Source organism: Streptomyces sp. NPDC043876 (assembly GCF_056435825.1).
In genome coordinates, this window is record NZ_JBWKDV010000005.1 from 162139 (window position 1) to 179441 (window position 17303).

Annotated in this window: 18 protein-coding genes; 16 read left to right on the forward strand and 2 right to left on the reverse strand. The window is 71.2% G+C overall.

All coding sequences use genetic code 11. From position 1 onward, the window contains the following. The first annotated feature begins 111 nt into the window (after positions 1 to 111). From AC0693_RS17720 to prcA, 3 genes are read left to right on the forward strand one after another with little or no spacing between them, the layout of a single operon-like run. Entirely contained in the window at positions 112 to 531 is a 420-nt protein-coding gene (locus AC0693_RS17720) for an endonuclease VII domain-containing protein (RefSeq protein WP_478802309.1), read from the forward strand. Continuing rightward, on the forward strand, positions 483 to 1322 hold the full coding sequence (gene prcB, locus AC0693_RS17725) for a proteasome subunit beta (RefSeq protein WP_469320304.1): 840 nt from the start codon (positions 483 to 485) through the stop codon (positions 1320 to 1322). The genes AC0693_RS17720 and prcB overlap by 49 nt, the downstream gene beginning before the upstream one ends. A gap of 46 nt (positions 1323 to 1368) precedes the next feature. Next, the gene (prcA, locus tag AC0693_RS17730; RefSeq protein ID WP_356414793.1) at positions 1369 to 2130 is read left to right on the forward strand and encodes a proteasome subunit alpha; all 762 of its coding nucleotides are present in this window, start codon (positions 1369 to 1371) and stop codon (positions 2128 to 2130) included. A gap of 67 nt (positions 2131 to 2197) precedes the next feature. Here prcA and AC0693_RS17735 read toward each other — a convergent pair whose 3' ends face one another. Beyond that, a complete protein-coding gene (locus AC0693_RS17735) occupies positions 2198 to 3202 on the reverse strand; it encodes a LacI family DNA-binding transcriptional regulator (protein WP_478802310.1) in 1005 nt (334 codons plus the stop codon). Positions 3203 to 3358: 156 nt separating this feature from the next. On the opposite strand from AC0693_RS17735, the gene AC0693_RS17740 reads away from it, so the two are divergent. From AC0693_RS17740 to AC0693_RS17800, 13 genes are all read left to right on the forward strand, one after another. Beyond that, positions 3359 to 4669: an MFS transporter gene (locus tag AC0693_RS17740; RefSeq protein WP_478742017.1), complete on the forward strand. Its 1311-nt coding sequence runs from the start codon at positions 3359 to 3361 to the stop codon at positions 4667 to 4669. A gap of 9 nt (positions 4670 to 4678) precedes the next feature. Then, entirely contained in the window at positions 4679 to 6040 is a 1362-nt protein-coding gene (pafA, locus tag AC0693_RS17745) for a Pup--protein ligase (RefSeq protein ID WP_030016332.1), read from the forward strand. Positions 6041 to 6195: 155 nt separating this feature from the next. Then, on the forward strand, positions 6196 to 7143 hold the full coding sequence (locus tag AC0693_RS17750; RefSeq protein ID WP_356414785.1) for an FKBP-type peptidyl-prolyl cis-trans isomerase: 948 nt from the start codon (positions 6196 to 6198) through the stop codon (positions 7141 to 7143). 57 nt (positions 7144 to 7200) lie between these two features. Further along, positions 7201 to 7593 (forward strand): FKBP-type peptidyl-prolyl cis-trans isomerase, encoded by a 393-nt coding sequence (locus AC0693_RS17755; RefSeq protein ID WP_356414782.1) that lies wholly within the window; start codon positions 7201 to 7203, stop codon positions 7591 to 7593. A 173-nt stretch (positions 7594 to 7766) separates the two neighbouring features. Continuing rightward, positions 7767 to 8723 (forward strand): helix-turn-helix transcriptional regulator, encoded by a 957-nt coding sequence (locus AC0693_RS17760; protein WP_356414779.1) that lies wholly within the window; start codon positions 7767 to 7769, stop codon positions 8721 to 8723. A gap of 17 nt (positions 8724 to 8740) precedes the next feature. After that, entirely contained in the window at positions 8741 to 9709 is a 969-nt protein-coding gene (locus tag AC0693_RS17765; protein WP_356414778.1) for a helix-turn-helix transcriptional regulator, read from the forward strand. Between the two features lie 29 nt (positions 9710 to 9738). Then, positions 9739 to 10002 carry a hypothetical protein gene (locus AC0693_RS17770; protein ID WP_469320308.1) on the forward strand — a complete coding sequence of 88 codons (264 nt, stop codon included), beginning with the start codon at positions 9739 to 9741 and terminating at the stop codon, positions 10000 to 10002. 141 nt (positions 10003 to 10143) lie between these two features. Continuing rightward, a complete protein-coding gene (locus AC0693_RS17775) occupies positions 10144 to 10341 on the forward strand; it encodes a hypothetical protein (protein ID WP_356414772.1) in 198 nt (65 codons plus the stop codon). A gap of 145 nt (positions 10342 to 10486) precedes the next feature. Beyond that, a complete protein-coding gene (tatA, locus tag AC0693_RS17780) occupies positions 10487 to 10780 on the forward strand; it encodes a Sec-independent protein translocase subunit TatA (protein WP_469320309.1) in 294 nt (97 codons plus the stop codon). Positions 10781 to 10827: 47 nt separating this feature from the next. Next, a complete protein-coding gene (gene tatC, locus AC0693_RS17785) occupies positions 10828 to 11784 on the forward strand; it encodes a twin-arginine translocase subunit TatC (RefSeq protein WP_469320310.1) in 957 nt (318 codons plus the stop codon). Positions 11785 to 11801: 17 nt separating this feature from the next. Beyond that, positions 11802 to 12689: a diacylglycerol kinase gene (locus AC0693_RS17790; RefSeq protein WP_468468657.1), complete on the forward strand. Its 888-nt coding sequence runs from the start codon at positions 11802 to 11804 to the stop codon at positions 12687 to 12689. A gap of 45 nt (positions 12690 to 12734) precedes the next feature. Beyond that, positions 12735 to 15575 (forward strand): DEAD/DEAH box helicase, encoded by a 2841-nt coding sequence (locus AC0693_RS17795; RefSeq protein WP_469320311.1) that lies wholly within the window; start codon positions 12735 to 12737, stop codon positions 15573 to 15575. Positions 15576 to 15665: 90 nt separating this feature from the next. After that, complete coding sequence (locus AC0693_RS17800) at positions 15666 to 16370, forward strand: TetR/AcrR family transcriptional regulator (protein ID WP_469320312.1); 705 nt, start codon at positions 15666 to 15668, stop codon at positions 16368 to 16370. On the opposite strand, the gene AC0693_RS17805 is transcribed toward AC0693_RS17800, so the two are convergent. After that, on the reverse strand, positions 16325 to 17299 hold the full coding sequence (locus AC0693_RS17805) for an RluA family pseudouridine synthase (protein WP_478802311.1): 975 nt from the start codon (positions 17297 to 17299) through the stop codon (positions 16325 to 16327). The two genes, AC0693_RS17800 and AC0693_RS17805, sit on opposite strands and share 46 nt — an antisense overlap. Positions 17300 to 17303 lie beyond the last annotated feature (4 nt).

The following is a 17303-nucleotide window of genomic DNA, read 5'->3' on the forward strand; positions in this document are numbered from 1 at the left end:
CGAAACCGGCGCGATGGGCTTCAGCCCAGATGTCGTGAGTGCGTAGCAGCCTACGGCGCCGAGCACTACCGACGCCGTCAGGCGGCCCAAGGCAAGGCCGTCAGGGAGCACGTGGAAGTACCGGCGGGCAGCAAGCTCTGCCGGCAGTGCGGAGTGGTGAAGCCGCACAGCGAGTGGCACAGGAACTCCAGCGCTTCCGACGGACTGTCGACTCGCTGCAAGGCCTGCCGGGCCATCCAGGGCCGGGCAGGCCACCTCAAGCGCTCCTACGGCATCACCGAGGCCGAACGCGAGGAGATGATCGCCGCGCAGGGCGGGCTCTGCGCGATCTGCCAAGAGAGTCCGGCGGAGCATGTGGATCACGATCATCAGACGGGTAGGGTCCGAGGCGTACTCTGCTTCGGCTGCAACGCAGGAATTGGGCAGCTCAAGGATCGGCCGGACGTCATACGGCGTGCAGCCGCTTACGTGGAAGGAAACCTGTGGAACCCAACACTCGTAGCACAGGGCGTCTACCGGCAGCCTTCCTGACGCCGGGGTCGTCGTCCTTCATGGACTTCCTGGGCGCGCACTCGCCCGAGATGCTGCCGGGCAACCGCAAGCTGCCCGAGGGTGTCGTCGAGGCGCCGCACGGGACGACCATCGTGGCCACCACCTTCCCCGGCGGGGTCGTGCTCGCCGGTGACCGGCGGGCGACCATGGGCAACATGATCGCCCAGCGGGACATCGAGAAGGTGTTCCCGGCCGACGAGTACTCCGCGGTGGGCATCGCGGGTACGGCGGGTCTGGCCGTGGAGATGGTCAAGCTGTTCCAGCTGGAGCTGGAGCACTTCGAGAAGGTGGAGGGGACGACCCTTTCGCTGGAGGGCAAGGCGAACCGGCTCTCGACCATGATCCGGGGCAACCTGGGCATGGCGATGCAGGGGCTGGCCGTGGTGCCGCTCTTCGCCGGGTACGACGAGGCCAAGGAGAAGGGCCGGATCTTCTCCTACGACGTGACGGGCGGCCGCTCCGAGGAGCACGGCTACGCCGCCACCGGGTCGGGTTCGATCTTCGCCCGGGGGTCGATGAAGAAGCTCTACCGGCCCGACCTGACGGAGGAGCAGGCCACCACGCTGGTCGTGCAGGCCCTGTACGACGCCGCCGACGACGATTCGGCGACCGGTGGGCCGGACCTGTACCGCCACATCTATCCGATCGTCACGGTCATCACGGACGAGGGATTCCGCAGGCTGACGGACGAGCAGTCGCAGGAGCTCGCCCGCAAGGTCACCAACCGTCGGCTGGAGCAGCCCGACGGTCCGCGCGCCGCCCTGCTCTGACCATTCGCCGCCCCTCAGGAGCCCAGAAGAAAGGGACGGACAGCCGGTGTCGACTCCGTTCTATGTGTCACCCCAGCAGGCCATGGCCGACCGGGCGGAATACGCCCGCAAGGGCATCGCACGCGGCCGCAGCCTCGTCGTGCTGCAGTACGCCGACGGCATTGTGTTCGTCGGCGAGAACCCGTCCCGTGCGCTGCACAAGTTCAGCGAGATCTACGACCGGATCGGTTTCGCGGCCGCCGGTAAGTACAACGAGTACGAGAACCTGCGGATCGGTGGTGTGCGGTACGCGGATCTGCGCGGGTACACCTACGACCGCGATGATGTGACGGCCCGTGGGCTGGCGAACGTGTACGCGCAGACGCTGGGCACGATCTTCTCCAGTGCGGGTGAGAAGCCGTACGAGGTGGAGCTGGTGGTGGCCGAGGTCGGTGCGACCGCGGCCGGGGACCAGATCTACCGGCTTCCGCACGACGGGTCGATCGTGGACGAGCACGGTTCGGTCGCGGTCGGTGGCAATGCCGAGCAGATCAGTACGTTCCTGGATCAGCGGCACCAGGACGGGATGACCCTGTCCGAGGCGTTGAAGCTGGCGGTGCAGGCGCTGTCGAGTCAGGCGAACGGTGCGGACAAGGCGATTCCGGCGGAGCGGCTGGAGGTCGCGGTGCTGGACCGGACGCGGGATCAGCAGCGCAAGTTCAAGCGGATCCGGGGTCGTCAGCTGTCGCGTCTGCTGGAGGCGGACGTGCCGGCGGCGGCGCAGGCGGATGCCGTGTCGAACGATGAGGAGCCCGAGGACGCCGAGTAGGCGTCGCGGTCGCTTTGCCGGGTGCCCCGGTCGGTCTCTGTGGAGGCGGGCCGGGGCACCGGTGCGTTCAGGGGGTGGTGCGCGGCGGAGGTGCGGTGGAGTCGCGTACGACGAGTTGGACGGGGAGGTCGGGGGCGGTCCAGGGGGTGCCGTCGAGGACGGCGAGGAGGGCGGTCATGCCGTGTTCGCCGACGCGTTCGGCGGGGAGGGCGACGGTGGTGAGTTCGGGTTCGACGGCGGTGGCGAGGGCGAGGTCGTCGAAGCCGGTGACGGAGAGGTCGTCGGGGACGCGCAGGCCGAGGCGGCGGGCGGCTTTGCAGGCGCCGGCGGCGAGGATGTCGTCGTCGCAGATGATGGCGGTGGGCCGGTCGCCGGGGGTGCTGAGGGCGGCTTCCACGGCCTGTCTGGCGGCGTGGACGCTGAGGGCGGACCGGGTGGTGCGCAGGTCGGTGCGGGGGCCCAGGAGGCGGTTCAGGGCGGTGGCGCGGACGTGGAAGGTCCAGGAGTCGACGGCGGAGGCGAGGTGGAGGTAGCGCTGGTGGCCGAGGTGCTGGAGGTGTTCGGTGACCTGGCGCATGCCGTCGGCGATGGCGAGGTTGACGTGGGCGGCGGCGCGGTCGGCGGTGGGGTCGCTGTCGAGCATGACGAGGGGGAGGCGGTCGCCGCCGATGGCTTCGAGGGCGTGGGTGGCCATGGAGGAGGCGATGATGCCGTCGAGGGCGGCTCGGGCTGAGGGGAAGGGGTCGCGGGCGGGTCCGGTGCCGTCGGGGGAGGGGTAGAGGACGACGCCGAAGCCGTGTTCGGCGGCGACGCGGGCGGCGCCGGTGTAGACGCGGGCGAAGAATTCGTTGGTGAGGGCGGGGACGACGAGGAGGGCGGTGCGGGTGCTGCCGAGGCGGAGGTTGCGGGCGGCGAGGTTGGGGCGGTAGCCGAGGTGTGCGGCGCTTTCGCGGACGTGGGCGGCGGTGCGTTCGGAGACGCGGCCGCGCCATTTGTCGGCGAGGACGAGGGAGACGGTGGCCTGGGAGACTCCGGCTGCGTGGGCGACGTCGCGGCTGGTGGGTCTCGTCACAGGGGGCTCCTGAGTGGGGCTGTGGCCGGGGGCGGGGGGTGGTGGGGCGGCCGCGGGTGGGGTGGTGGGGTGGACCGGGGTGGTGGGGCCATGGTACGTATGACGCGTCAGGTTATACGTATTACCCCGGCTGGTTCCGGGCGGAAAGGGGCGGTCATGGCCGCGGGATACGCGGAGCTGCTCAGGACCCGGCACGCGACGAGGCTGCTCGTGGGCACCCTGATAGGCCGGCTGCCCAACGGCACCGCCCCGATCGCCATCGTCCTGTTCACGCGGGCGGAGGGCGGCAGCTACAGCCTCGCGGGGGCGCTGGCGGCGGTGTACGGAGTGGCGAACGCGGTGGGGCAGCCGTTGCTGGGGCGGGCGGTGGACCTCTTCGGGCAGCCGCGGATCCAGCTGCCGGCGGCGCTGGTGTCGGCGCTGGGCATGGTGTGGCTGGCTCTGGCGGGGACGGGGTCGGTGTTCTCGGCGTACGCCGCCGTGGTGGTGGCGGGGCTGTTCACGCCGCCGCTGGAGGGCGGGCTGCGGGCGCTGTGGCCGGGGGTGCTGGGCGGCAAGGAGGAGCGGGTGCACGCCGCGTACGCCATGGACGCGGTGGCGCAGGAGGTCATGTTCACGGTGGGTCCGCTGCTGGTGACCCTGTTCGTGGCGCTGTGGGATCCGGCGGTGGCGCTGCTGGTGATCAATGGGATCGGGGTGCTGGGTGCGCTGTCGGTGGTGGTGAGCGAGCCGTCGAGGGCGTGGCGTTCGGCGCCGCGGGAGGCGCACTGGCTGGGGGCGCTGCGTTCGCGGGGGCTGCTGGCGCTGCTGGGGGCGTTCTTCTTCGTGGGGACGGCGCTCGGTTCGATCACGGTGGCGGGGGTGGCGTATGCCGACGGGCACGGTGGGCAGGCGGTGTACGGCTGGTTGATGGCCGCGCTGGGGCTGGGGGCGCTGGTGGGCGGGGTGGCGTACGGGGCGCGGCACTGGCCGGGTGCGCCGGAGCGGCGGCTGCGGGTGCTGGTGGCGTTGCTGGCGGTGTGTTATCTGCCGTTGATGCTGGTGCCGGGTCCGGTGGCGATGACGGCGTTGGCGGCGTTGGCGGGGGTGTTCCTGGCGCCGGCGATCGCGTGTGCGTTCATCGTGGTGGACCGGCATGCTCCGGCGGGGACGGTGACGGAGGCGTTCTCGTGGCTGGTGACGTTCTTCGGGGTGGGTGCGGCGATCGGTACGGCGGTGGCGGGTCCGGTGGTGGAGCTGGGGGGTACGGCGTCGGGTTTCGCGGTGGCGAGCGTGGCGGGTGCGGCGGCGCTGTTGGTGCTGACGGGTACTCAGCGGGTGCTGGCGGCGCGCGCGGCGGGTGCGGTGGGATCGGCGTCGGACGGGGTCTCGGACGGGGCGTCGGACGGGGGTCCGGACGGGGACCCGGATGAAAATGATCGGAACGGCGCTCTCGAACCCGGTTTCAGAACACAGCAGAAGGCGTAATGTTCAGTCATGGACCGCCGCATTTTCGGGCTGGAGAACGAGTACGGCGTCACGTGCACGTTCAGGGGACAGCGCCGACTGTCACCTGACGAAGTGGCGCGCTACCTCTTCCGCCGTGTCGTCTCATGGGGCCGCAGCAGCAATGTCTTCCTGCGGAACGGCGCCCGCCTGTACCTCGATGTGGGTTCGCATCCGGAATATGCAACTCCCGAATGCGACAACGTGACCGAACTGGTCACCCACGACAAGGCCGGCGAGCGCATTCTGGAAGGTCTGCTCGTCGACGCAGAACGCCGCTTGCACGAGGAGGGAATCGCGGGCGACGTCTACCTGTTCAAGAACAACACCGACTCGGCGGGCAATTCGTACGGCTGCCACGAGAACTACCTGGTGGCGCGGCACGGTGAATTCTCCCGCCTGGCGGACATCCTCATTCCGTTCCTCGTCACGCGCCAGCTGATCTGCGGTGCGGGCAAGGTGCTGCAGACGCCGCGGGGCGCGGTCTACTGCGTGAGCCAGCGGGCCGAGCACATCTGGGAGGGCGTCAGTTCCGCGACGACCCGTTCGCGGCCGATCATCAACACCAGGGACGAGCCGCACGCGGACGCGGAGCGCTACCGGCGTCTGCACGTCATCGTGGGCGACTCGAACATGTCCGAGACGACCATGCTGCTGAAGGTCGGCGCGACCGATCTGGTGCTGCGCATGATCGAGGCGGGCACGGTGATGCGGGACCTGACCCTGGAGAACCCGATCCGGGCGATCCGTGAGGTCAGCCACGACATCACGGGGCAGCGCAAGGTGCGTCTGGCGAGCGGCCGGGAGGCCTCGGCGCTGGAGATCCAGCGGGAGTACTACGACAAGGCCGTGGACTTCGCCGAGCGCCGGGGGATCCGTACGGGGGTCGTCGACCAGGTGCTGGAGCTGTGGGGCCGGACGCTGGACGCGATCGACGCGGAGGATCTGGACCGGATCGGCACGGAGATCGACTGGGTCATGAAGTACCAGCTGATCGAGCGGTACCGGGCCAAGCACAACATGACGATGTCGAATCCGCGGGTCGCGCAGATAGACCTCGCCTATCACGACATCCACCGGCGGCGGGGTCTGTACTACCTGCTGGAGCGCAAGGGGCAGGCGGCGCGGATCTGCAACGACCTGAAGATCTTCGAGGGCAAGTCGGTGCCCCCGCAGACCACGCGGGCGCGGCTGCGCGGTGACTTCATCCGTCGGGCGCAGGAGCAGCGGCGGGACTTCACGGTGGACTGGGTGCACCTGAAGCTGAACGACCAGGCGCAGCGCACGGTGCTGTGCAAGGACCCGTTCCGGTCGGTGGACGACCGGGTGGAGAAGCTGATCGCCGGCATGTAGGTGCCGGTGGCGCGTTCCGGGGCCGCTTGCGGGTGGTCCCGGGGCGGGATCTTGTCGTGTCACATCTCACGGGCCCCGTACGTCTCTCGTACGGGGCCCGGTGCACGCCTTAGAGTTGGCGGCGACCGATGTGCCGTCTGAGATCTGAGGAACACGTGCGCCGAATTGCCGGCCTGCTTGTCGTCCCCCTCCTGCTGCTGTCGACAGCGGCCTGTGGTGGCGGTGACGACAAGGGCTCCGACTCCGCCCAGTCGAAGAACGGGGTGCCCGCGATCACGAAGGGCGCCAAGTTCGGCGAGGAACCCACCATCGCGAAGGGCAAGGGCGATCCGCCCAAGGACCTGAAGGTGGAGGTGCTCAGCGAGGGCAAGGGCCCGGCGCTGAAGAAGGGTGACGCGGCCCAGGTGAACTACCTGGGTCAGGTCTGGGACGCTTCCGAGCCGTTCGACAAGAGCTTCGGCCGCCCGGCGCCCTTCGATCTGAACATCGGTGCGGGCATGGTCATCAAGGGCTGGGACCAGGGCCTGGAGGGCAAGAAGGTCGGCAGCCGTGTCGAGCTGGTGATCCCGCCGGAGCTGGGCTACGGCGCGCAGGGGTCGGGCGACAAGATCAAGCCCAACGCCACGCTGGTCTTCGTCGTGGACATCGTCAAGGGGACCACCATCCCGGCGTCGGCCACGGGCAAGGAGATCCCGCAGGACGGCAAGGACCTGCCGAAGATCGGTACGAACACCGACGGCAAGGAGGTGTCGGTCACGATTCCCAAGGACGTGACCCCGCCGGCCAAGCTGGTCTCGCAGTACGTGCTGGAGGGTGACGGCGCGGTCGTGAAGGACAGCGACAGCGTGGCGGTCCGGTTCAACGGCAAGACGTGGAAGGACGACAAGACCTTCGAAAGCACGTACACCACCGGGACGTCGGTGACGTGGCCGATGGCCCAGATGTCGGTGAAGGGCCTCAAGGACGGCATCGTCGGCAAGAAGGTCGGCAGCCGTCTCCTGCTGGTGATCCCGCCTGCCGAGGGTTTCGGTGAGAAGGAGCAGGGCACCATCCCGGCGAACTCGACGCTGGTCTTCAGTCTCGACATCGTCGCCGTGATGTAAGACTTGTCCGGTTGTCCCCCCGGCTCCCGCCGGGAGGTACCCCCCTTGTTCGTACGTATGAGGAGCAGTTCCGTGAGCGACAAGCTCGAGAAGCCCGAGATCGATTTCCCCGGCGGCGAAGTCCCCACCGACCTCGTGATCGAGGACATCTGGCTGGGCGACGGGGCGGAGGCCAAGGCGGGCTCCAACATCAAGGTCCACTACGTGGGTGTCGCGTTCTCCACGGGCGAGGAGTTCGACGCCTCGTGGAACCGCGGTGAGCCGCTCCCGTTCACCCTCGGTGTCGGTCAGGTCATCAAGGGCTGGGACCAGGGCGTGCAGGGCATGAAGGTCGGCGGCCGTCGCAAGCTGACGATCCCGGCCCACCTGGCCTACGGTGACCGCGGCGCGGGCCGGGCGATCAAGCCGGGCGAGACGCTGATCTTCGTGTGCGACCTGATGGCCGCCTGATCCACGGTCTGTTCACCCGGAGGGCCCCCGCCGTACGGCGGGGGCCCTCCGGGCGTGTCGGCGGGGCCGGGCGGGCCCTGTCCGCGGCGCCGCCCTCACTTTTGCCGAGGGGCCGCAGGGCGGTACGGTCAACGGTCACGAGTGTGTCGTGGGAGATCGGGGGAAGGGCGTCGATGGCGATTGCCAAGGCCGAGCGGCTGATGAACCTGGCGCTGTGTCTGCTGGGGACGCGCCGGCCGCTCAGCAAGCGCGAGTTGCGCGGGTCCATCGAGGCCTATCTGGAGGCCGGCAACGACGAGTCCTTCAACCGGATGTTCGAGCGGGACAAGGACGATCTGCGCGAGCTGGGGCTGGTCATCGAGACCGTCGAGAGCCTCGACGGGGACATCGGCTACCTGGCGCGGCGGGACAGCAACCGGCTGCCGGCGGTGTCGCTGGACGCCGAGGAGGCCGCGGCGCTGGGGCTGGCGGCGAAGGTGTGGCAGCAGGCCCGGCTGGCGGGGGCGGCCAGTGGCGCGCTGCAGAAGCTGCGCGCCGGGGGCATGCCGGAGGCGGGGGATCCGTACGACGGCCAGCACAGTGCCATCGAGCCGCGCATCCCGGTCCACGAGGCGGCGTTCGAGCCGCTGATGCTGGCGTGCCGGGACCGGCGGCCGGTGGTCTTCGACTACCGCAACTCCAACGCGGCGCGTCCGGCGACGCGTCAGGTGGAGCCGTGGGCGCTGGAGTGCTGGCGCGGGCACTGGTACCTCGCCGGTTTCGACCGGGACCGCGGTGCGGAGCGGGTGTTCCGGCTGTCGCGGATCACCGGCAAGGTGCGGTCGCGGGCGGGGCGGTACACGGCTCCGGTGCCGGACGTGGTGACGGTGCGGGAGACGGTGGCGGGCTGGGCCGGGGACACCGCGGACCGGTCGGCGCTGATCCGGCTGCGGGCGGGTGCGGGTTATCCGCTGCGGGCGCGGGCGACGGCCGTGCGCGAGGGCGCCGACGGCTGGGACGAGCTGGAGATCCCGTACGGTCACGGGCTGGACGCGTGGCTCGTGGAGTTCGGGCCGGACGTGGTGGTGGTGGAGCCCGCGGATCTGCGGGCCGATGTGGTGGACCGGCTGCGCGCCGTGGCCAAGGGCTAGGGGGGACACGTACCAGCATGGCTGCCAATGCCATTGACCAGACGCGACGGATGCTGTCGCTGGTGACCTATCTGCGCGAGCGTCCGGGGGCGCACGTCGCCGATGTCGCGCGGGCCTTCGGGATCACGGAGGACGAGCTGATCTCGGACCTCGACGTGCTGCCCATGTGCGGGACGAGCTTCCGCGGCGGGGACCTGCTGGACATCGACACCGACGGGGAGCGCATCTGGTGGCGCAACCCCGACGCGTCGGGGGAGTCCACGGCGGAGCCGCTGCGGCTGGCCGCGGACGAGGCGACGGCGCTGCTGGTGGCCGCGCGCGCGGTCGCCACGCTGCCGGGGCTGCGCGAGAGTGACCGGGACGCTCTGCTGCGGGCGACCGCGAAGCTGGAGGCCGCGGCGGGCGAGGCGGCCGGAGCCAGCTCGCGGCTGTCGGTGACCTTCGAATCGGAGGGCGGGGTCTTCGCGGACGTCGACCGGGCGATCGCCGAGCGGCGCCGGGTGTGGCTGCGGTACTACTCGCCGGCCCGGGACGAGCTGACCGAGCGCACCGTGGATCCGATCCGGCTGTTCGCGGTGGGGCACACGTACATGGAGGGGTGGTGCCACCTCTCCGAGGCGCGGCGCACCTTCCGGCTGGACCGGGTGGCCGAGATCCGGCTGCTGGACGAGCGGGCGGAGCCGCCGGCGATCGAGCCGCGGGACCTGTCGGTGGGCCTCGTGCAGCCCGCGGCGGGGGATCCGGAGGTGGTCATCGAGGTGGGGCCGGGCGGCCGCTGGGTCGCCGAGTACTACCCGCACGACAGTGCCGAGGAGCTGGCGGACGGCGGGCTGCGGATCACGCTGCGCACGCCGGATCCGGCGTCGCTGCGCCGGCTGGGGCTGCGGCTGGGCGGGGACGGCCGGATCGTGTCGCCGGCCGGGCTGGCGGACAGTGCGCGCCGGGCGGCGCGCGAGGCGCTGGCGGGGTACGGAGAAGAGGTCTGAGGACCGCGACCGAGGGGGATCGCCGCACGATGTCAGTCACCTCCACGCCCGGCGCGGCCGCGCCGTCGGCGCCGGGAGCCGGCGCGGTCAGTTTCAAGGCGGCCTGTCCGGACTGCCGGGGCCGCTTCGAGCTGACCGCGGGTGCGCTGCGCCTGGCCATCGGGGCCAGCCGTCGCACCACCTTCTACTCCTTCACCTGCCCGGAGTGCGGGGCGGCGGTGCGCAAGCACGCGGGGGAGCGGATCATCGAGCTGCTGACGGGTGGCGGCGTGAGCACCCTGCGCAGCGTGTAAGGGCCCGGGCGGTCGCTGCGGGCCCGGGCTGCGGGCCCGCGGGCGGCGGGTGCGCTGGAAGGTCACTGGACCGCCCCTGGTGCGGGCGGGCCGCCGCGCCCTGGCGGCGTCCGGGTGCGGGGCACGCGCTAGGCTCGCCCCATGCTGTGGCCGATGCTCGCAATTGCCCTGGGGTTCCTCGGGGTCGCCGTCCTCGCCGTGCTCGCCGTGCGCGTGTTCGTCGAGGTCCGCAGGCTTTCCGGACAGGTCGCCGAGGCCAGTCGCAAGATCGCCGACGCGTCGGGCGAGCTGGAGCGCGCGACTGCGGATCTGGCCCGTGCGGGCCGCACGGGGTACTAGGCGCCCGCAATCACGGGGGCCCCGGGGGATTGCCGGGCGTTTACCCCTGGGGGTTACGATCCTTGTCAGAGCGGTATCCGATTTGCTGTCCCGGTCCGCCGCCTCCTTACGACCAGCCGCTTCGGTGAGAAGGAAGTCAGACGTTATGGGCAATCTGAAGCCTCTTGAGATCCTCCTGATCATCGCTGTGATCTTCCTGCTGTTCGGGGCGAAGAAGCTCCCGGACATGGCCCGCTCGCTGGGCAAGTCCGCCCGCATCCTCAAGAGCGAGGCCAAGGCGATGAAGAAGGACGGCGAGGCCGAGGACGCCGCGGCGGCGGCTGCGGCCGCGCCCGCGGACCAGGCCCCGCAGACGGCTCCGCGGACCATCCAGGCCGCTCCGGGTGACGTCACCAGCGCGCGTCCGGTCAGCGAGCCGAACCGCTCCACCCAGGCCTGACCCCTACGGGTCGCGTCACTCATCTGCAACGAGCCAAGGGACCTGGGTTGCTCAAGTCTGCCCGAAAGCAGGAGAAGAGGGAGAAGGACGCCGAAGGGCGGATGCCTCTCATCGAGCACCTGCGTGAGCTGAGAAACCGCCTGGTGAAGGCGGTCGTGGCGATCCTGGTGATCACCATCGTGGCGGCCTTCTACTACAAGAACCTGATCGACTTCATGCTGAAGCCGATGCTGGATTCGGTCGGCTGCAGCAACGGAGTGGTCTCGCAGCGCAACGGCCGGCCCTGCGCGGACATGACCGTGAACGGTCTCATCGCGCCGTTCTCGATCGCCTTGAAGGTCTCGCTCACCGCGGGCGTGGTGCTCTCCGCCCCGGTCTGGCTCTACCAGCTGTGGGCCTTCGTCGCGCCGGGGCTGCACAACCACGAGAAGCGGTACGCGATCGGCTTCGTCGCGCTCGGCGCGCCGCTCTTCGGCACCGGCGCGGTGCTCGCGTACAAGATCCTTCCGCAGACCGCCCAGATCCTGCTGGAGTTCACGCCCGACAACGCGCGCAACCTGCTGCCCGTCGACGACTACCTCGACCTGGTCACGCGCATGGTCGTCGTCTTCGGCCTGGCCTTCGAGCTGCCGCTGCTGCTGATCCTGCTGAACGTCACCGGTGTGCTCACGGCCCGGCGCCTGGCGAGCTGGTGGCGGATCATGGTGCTCGGCATCACGGTCTTCGCGGCCTTCGCGACGCCCACCGGTGACCCCCTGACGATGATGTCGCTCGCGGCGCCGATCATCGCGCTGTACTTCATCGCGCTCGGCGTCTGCATGCTGAACGACCGCAGGCGCAGGCGCAACAACCCCGACGCCGGTCTCGACGACGACGAGGCCTCCGCGCTGGACCTGACCCCGGCGCCCGTCGGGGAGATCGAGCCGGTCGCGGCTCCCGGTGCGCTGCCCGGCCAGGACGACGGCGGACGCCGGCGGATCAACGGTTACGACGACGCCACCTGACGGGTACCGTCCGCAGGGTGAGTGCAGAGATCACCCTCTTCGTCAATCCCACCGCAGGACGCGGCCGGGGCGCGCACGCCGCGCAGCCGGCCGCTTCCGCGTTGCGGGCGGCCGGCTTCTCGGTGCGCACGGTGGTCGGCGCCGATGCGCCGGACGCGCTGGTCCGGCTGCGCGCGGCCGTGCGCGAGGGCACGGGGGCGGTGATCGCCGTCGGCGGCGACGGGATGGTCTCGCTGGCCCTGCAGGCCGTGGCGGGCACGCTGGTACCCCTCGGGGTGGTCGCGGTGGGGACCGGCAACGACTTCGCGCGGGCGCTGGGGCTGCCCGTACGGGAGCCCGCGGCGGCCGGTCGGCTGGCGGCGCGGGTCCTGAAGGAGGGCCGCTTCCGCGAGATCGACCTGGGGCGGGTGGACGGCCGCTGGTACGGGACGGTGCTGTGCTCGGGTTTCGACTCCCGGGTCAACGACCGGGGCAACCGGATGCGGCTGCCGGCGGGGCGCTTCAAGTACGACCTGGCGATCCTCGCCGAGCTGGCCGCCTTCCGGCCCCTGCGCTACCGGATCACCCTGGACGACGGCCCGCCCGTGGAGACCGAGGCCACGCTGGTCGCCGTCGGCAACGGGTCCTCGTACGGCGGCGGGATGCGGATCTGCCCGGACGCGCTGCCCGACGACGGGCTGTTCGACGTGACCGTGGTCGGCGACTGCTCGCGCGCCACCCTGCTGAAGGTCTTCCCGCGGGTCTACAAGGGGACGCATACCGGCCACCCGAAGGTGAGCGTCCACCGAGCCGCGAAGGTCACGCTGGAGGCCGCCGGAAGCACCGCCTACGCGGACGGCGAGCCGGTGGGTCCGCTGCCCGTCACGGCCGTGTGCGTGCCCTCGGCGGTCCGGCTGCTGTCATAAAGATCGCGCTTGTTGTCAGAGGTGACGGGTAGGCTCGATGACAAGATGACCGAGGAACTCTCACCCGCCGACGCGTACGCCGCGTTCCGCCGCCGCGCCGCCGAAGAAGCCACGGCCCTGCACCCCTTCCGGCAGATGTACGAGTTCGATCTGGATCCCTTCCAGATCGAGGCGTGCAAGGCCCTGGAGGCCGGAAAGGGCGTGCTCGTCGCCGCCCCCACCGGGTCGGGCAAGACCATCGTCGGCGAGTTCGCCGTCCACCTGGCGCTGCTCCAGGGCAAGAAGTGCTTCTACACCACGCCGATCAAGGCCCTGTCGAACCAGAAGTACGCCGACCTCGTCAAGCGCTACGGCGCGGCCAAGGTCGGCCTGCTGACGGGTGACAACAGCGTCAACGCCGACGCCCCGGTGGTCGTGATGACCACCGAGGTCCTGCGCAACATGCTGTACGCGAAGTCCCCCGCGCTGACGGGTCTCGGCTACGTCGTCATGGACGAGGTGCACTACCTCTCCGACCGGTTCCGCGGCGCCGTGTGGGAGGAAGTGATCATCCACCTCCCCGAGTCGGTCACCCTCGTCTCGCTCTCCGCCACCGTGTCCAACGCCGAGGAGTTCGGTGACTGGCTGGACACCGTCCGCGGCGACACGGAGGTGATCGTCTCCGAGGAGCGGCCCGTTCCGCTGTGGCAGCACGTCATGGCAGGCCGCCGGATCTACGACCTCTTCGAGGAGGAGAGCGACCACGGCGGTCGGGGCAGCGGGCGCCGCGAGGTCAACCCCGACCTGCTGCGCATGGCGCGGGAGGAGAACACCCGCACGTACAGCCCGAAGGACCGGCGGCGCGGCAAGATGGTCCGCGAGGCCGACCGCGAGCGCGAGCGGCGCTCCCGCAACCGGATCTGGACCCCGGGCCGGCCGGAGGTCATCGAGCGCCTCGACAACGAGGGCCTGCTCCCGGCCATCACCTTCATCTTCAGCCGCGCCGGCTGCGAGGCGGCCGTCCAGCAGTGCCTGTACGCGGGACTGCGCCTGAACGACGACGCCAAGCGGGCCCGGGTGCGGGAGATCGTCGAGGAGCGCACCGCTTCGATCCCCTCCGAGGACCTGCACGTCCTCGGCTACTACGAGTGGCTCGAAGGCCTGGAGCGGGGCATCGCCGCGCACCACGCCGGGATGCTGCCGACCTTCAAGGAGGTCGTGGAGGAGCTCTTCGTCCGCGGCCTGGTCAAGGCCGTCTTCGCCACCGAGACCCTGGCGCTGGGCATCAACATGCCCGCGCGCACGGTGATCCTGGAGAAGCTGGTCAAGTGGAACGGCGAGCAGCACGCCGACATCACCCCCGGCGAGTACACGCAGCTCACCGGCCGGGCCGGGCGCCGCGGCATCGACGTCGAGGGTCACGCGGTGGTGCTGTGGCAGCGGGCGATGGACCCGGCGGCCCTCGCGGGTCTGGCCGGTACCCGCACGTACCCGCTGCGCTCCAGCTTCAAGCCCTCGTACAACATGGCCGTGAACCTGGTCCAGATGTTCGGGCGGCACCGCTCGCGCGAGCTCCTGGAGACCTCCTTCGCGCAGTTCCAGGCGGACCGCTCCGTCGTCGGCATCTCCAAGCAGGTGCAGCGCAACGAGGAGGGGCTGTCGGGCTACACCGAGGGCATGACCTGCCACCTCGGCGACTTCGAGGAGTACGCGCAGCTGCGCCGCGACCTCAAGGACCGCGAGACGGACCTGGCCAAGCAGGGCGCGGCCCAGCGGCGGGCCCAGGCGGCCGGTTCCCTGGAGAAGCTCAAGCCGGGCGACGTCATCCACGTGCCGACGGGCAAGTTCGCCGGTCTCGCACTGGTCCTGGACCCGGGCGTGCCCGCGGGGCGGTCCAACGGGCACCGCGGCCAGGAGTACACGGAGGGTCCGCGCCCGCTGGTGCTGACCGCCGAGCGGCAGGTCAAGCGGCTCGCGGCGATCGACTTCCCGGTGCCGGTCGAGCCCATCGAGCGGATGCGGATCCCCAAGTCCTTCAACGCGCGCTCCCCGCAGTCGCGCCGTGACCTCGCCTCCCAGCTGCGCACCAAGGCGGGGCACATCGCGCCCGAGCGCAGCCGGCGCGGCCGGGCCGAGGCCGCCGACGACCGGGAGATCGCGCGGCTGCGCGCCGCGCTGCGCGCGCACCCGTGCCACGGGTGCGACGAGCGCGAGGACCACGCGCGCTGGGCGGAGCGCTACCACCGGCTCAAGCGCGACACCCAGCAGCTGGAGCGCCGCATCGAGGGCCGGACGAACACCATCGCCCGCACCTTCGACCGGATCCACGCGCTGCTGACGGAGCTGGACTACCTGCGCGAGGACGAGGTCACCGAGCACGGCAGGCGGCTCGCGCGGTTGTACGGCGAGCTGGACCTGTTGGCGTCGGAGTGCCTGCGGGCCGGGATCTGGGAGGGCCTGAGCCCTGCCGAACTGGCCGCGTGCGTCTCGGCGCTGGTGTTCGAGGCGCGGCAGTCGGACGACGCGGTGGCGCCCAAGGTGCCGGCCGGTGCGGCGACGGTCGCGCTGGCGGAGATGGTCCGCATCTGGGGCCGCCTCGACGCGCTGGAGGAGGAGCACCGCATCAACCAGGCGGAGGGCGTGGGCCAGCGCGAACCCGACCTCGGTTTCGCGTGGGCGGTGTACCAGTGGGCCTCCGACAAGAGCCTCGACGAGGTGCTGCGCGAGGCGGGGATGCCCGCCGGTGACTTCGTGCGCTGGTGCAAGCAGGTCATCGACGTGCTCGGCCAGGTCGCGGCGGCCGCGCCGACGCACTCCCGCGGGGGGACCAGTACGGTGGCCCGCAATGCCCGCAAGGCCGTGGACTCCCTGTTGCGGGGCGTAGTGGCCTACAGCTCGGTCGGCTAGGGGCTTTTGGGGCTTCCTCCTAACACGGGTGTGGCTCGATCTCATCTCTTGCCATGATCCTTTGGGCGTGCGCTGTGCGACGATCGGCGCATGAGTGGGGCAGCGGGCGAAGGGGCGAGACGGGTCGGACGGCCACGTGCCGATCAGCGAAGACCGGTCAGCGGGCAGCCGCCGCGCGAGGAACTCCTCGCCGCGGCGGCGCAGCTGTTCACGGTGCGCGGGTACGCGGCCACCACCACCCGGGCCGTGGCCGAGCTGGCCGGTATGCGCCAGGCGACGATGTACCACTACTTCGGCGGCAAGGAGGAACTCCTCGCCGAACTGCTGGAGTCCACCGTGGCCCCCTCCCTGGCCCTGGCCCGGCGGCTGCTCGCCGCCGACGGTCCGAGCGCCGAGCGCCGGCTGTGGGAGCTGTGCCGGGCCGACGTCATGCTGCTGTGCTCCGGGCCGCACAACCTGGGCGCCCTCTACCTGCTGCCCGAGGTCGGCGGCGGCGAGCGGTTCGCCCGCTTCCGCTCCCTGCGCGCCGAACTGCGCGATGCCTACCGGGCGTTGCTGCGGGCCACGGCCGCGGGCGCCGAACTGGCCCGGGACGCGGCCGGACTGGCCCTGCGCAACGACCTGGTCTTCGGCCTGATCGAGGGCGTGATGCTCGTCCACCGCTCGGCTCCGGAGCGTCCCGTGGCGGCCTTCGCGGAGGCCACGGCGGACGCGGCGCTGCGGGTCGCGGGCGTGGCGCCGGGCCCCTCTCAGGCGTCCGGCTCGGGCGGGATCCCGGCGGCCCACGCGTCGTAGTCGGTCCAGGCTCCCAGGGTGCGGGTGCTCTCGAAGCGGTGCGCGAGACCGGTGACCGGATCGGTGAACGACAGGCTGCGCGCCAGGAGTTGGAGCGGGCGCCGGTAGTCGTCCGGGGCCGGGTCGGCGACCTCAGGGTAGACCGGGTCCCCGAGGATCGGGGCGCCGAGGCTGTTCATGTGGACGCGGAGCTGGTGGGTGCGGCCGGTGTGCGGGGTCAGCCGGTAGTGCCCCAGGCCGCCGCGGTGCGCGAGGAGTTCGATCCGGCTCTCGGCATTGGGCTCGGCGCCCGGGACCTCCGCCGCGGCCATCACCCCCCGGGTCTTCTCGATCCGGCTGCGCACGGTGCGGGGCAGGGCGAGTCCCGGCACGAGGGGCGCGACGGCCTCGTACTCCTTGTGCACCAGCCGGTTCTGGAACAGGAGCTGGTAGGCCCCGCGGTCCTCGGGGCGGACGCTGAACATCACCAGGCCCGCGGTCAGCCGGTCGAGGCGGTGCGCCGGGCTGAGGGCGGGCAGCTCCAGGCGGTGGCGCAGCAGGGCGAGGGCGGTCTGGGTGACGTGGCTGCCGCGCGGGGTGGTGGCCAGGAAGTGCGGCTTGTCGGCGACGAGCAGGTGCGCGTCCCGGTACAGCACGCGGGGCGCGTAGGGCACCGGGCTCTCCGTGGGCAGTTCGCGGTGGAACCACAGGAAGGTGCCCGGGGCGTACGGGTCCTCGGCGCGCCGGGGCCGCCCGTCGGCGCCGACGACCCGCCCCGCTGCCAGTAGTCGCGCCATGGGCGCCGCGCCGGAGGTGCCCGCGTAGTGGGCTTCGAGGAACGCGCCGACGGTGGCGTGCGGGGAGTCGGCGGGCAGCCGGAGCCGGACCGGGTCGATGCCGTCGAGCTGGGGCAGCGGGGCGGCGGGAGGGGTCTGGGCTCTGCGTCTCATCGGG

Bases quoted from the DNA above. Each gene is read 5' to 3' on its own strand.
- AC0693_RS17740 (WP_478742017.1), top strand. From the start codon at position 3,359: ATGGCCGCGGGATACGCGGAGCTGCTCAGGACCCGGCACGCGACGAGG.
- pafA (WP_030016332.1), top strand. From the start codon at position 4,679: ATGGACCGCCGCATTTTCGGGCTGGAGAACGAGTACGGCGTCACGTGC.
- AC0693_RS17755 (WP_356414782.1), top strand. From the start codon at position 7,201: ATGAGGAGCAGTTCCGTGAGCGACAAGCTCGAGAAGCCCGAGATCGAT.
- AC0693_RS17760 (WP_356414779.1), top strand. From the start codon at position 7,767: ATGGCGATTGCCAAGGCCGAGCGGCTGATGAACCTGGCGCTGTGTCTG.
- AC0693_RS17765 (WP_356414778.1), top strand. From the start codon at position 8,741: ATGGCTGCCAATGCCATTGACCAGACGCGACGGATGCTGTCGCTGGTG.
- AC0693_RS17770 (WP_469320308.1), top strand. From the start codon at position 9,739: ATGTCAGTCACCTCCACGCCCGGCGCGGCCGCGCCGTCGGCGCCGGGA.
- AC0693_RS17775 (WP_356414772.1), top strand. From the start codon at position 10,144: ATGCTGTGGCCGATGCTCGCAATTGCCCTGGGGTTCCTCGGGGTCGCC.
- tatA (WP_469320309.1), top strand. From the start codon at position 10,487: ATGGGCAATCTGAAGCCTCTTGAGATCCTCCTGATCATCGCTGTGATC.
- AC0693_RS17795 (WP_469320311.1), top strand. From the start codon at position 12,735: ATGACCGAGGAACTCTCACCCGCCGACGCGTACGCCGCGTTCCGCCGC.
- AC0693_RS17800 (WP_469320312.1), top strand. From the start codon at position 15,666: ATGAGTGGGGCAGCGGGCGAAGGGGCGAGACGGGTCGGACGGCCACGT.
- AC0693_RS17805 (WP_478802311.1), bottom strand. From the start codon at position 17,299: ATGAGACGCAGAGCCCAGACCCCTCCCGCCGCCCCGCTGCCCCAGCTC.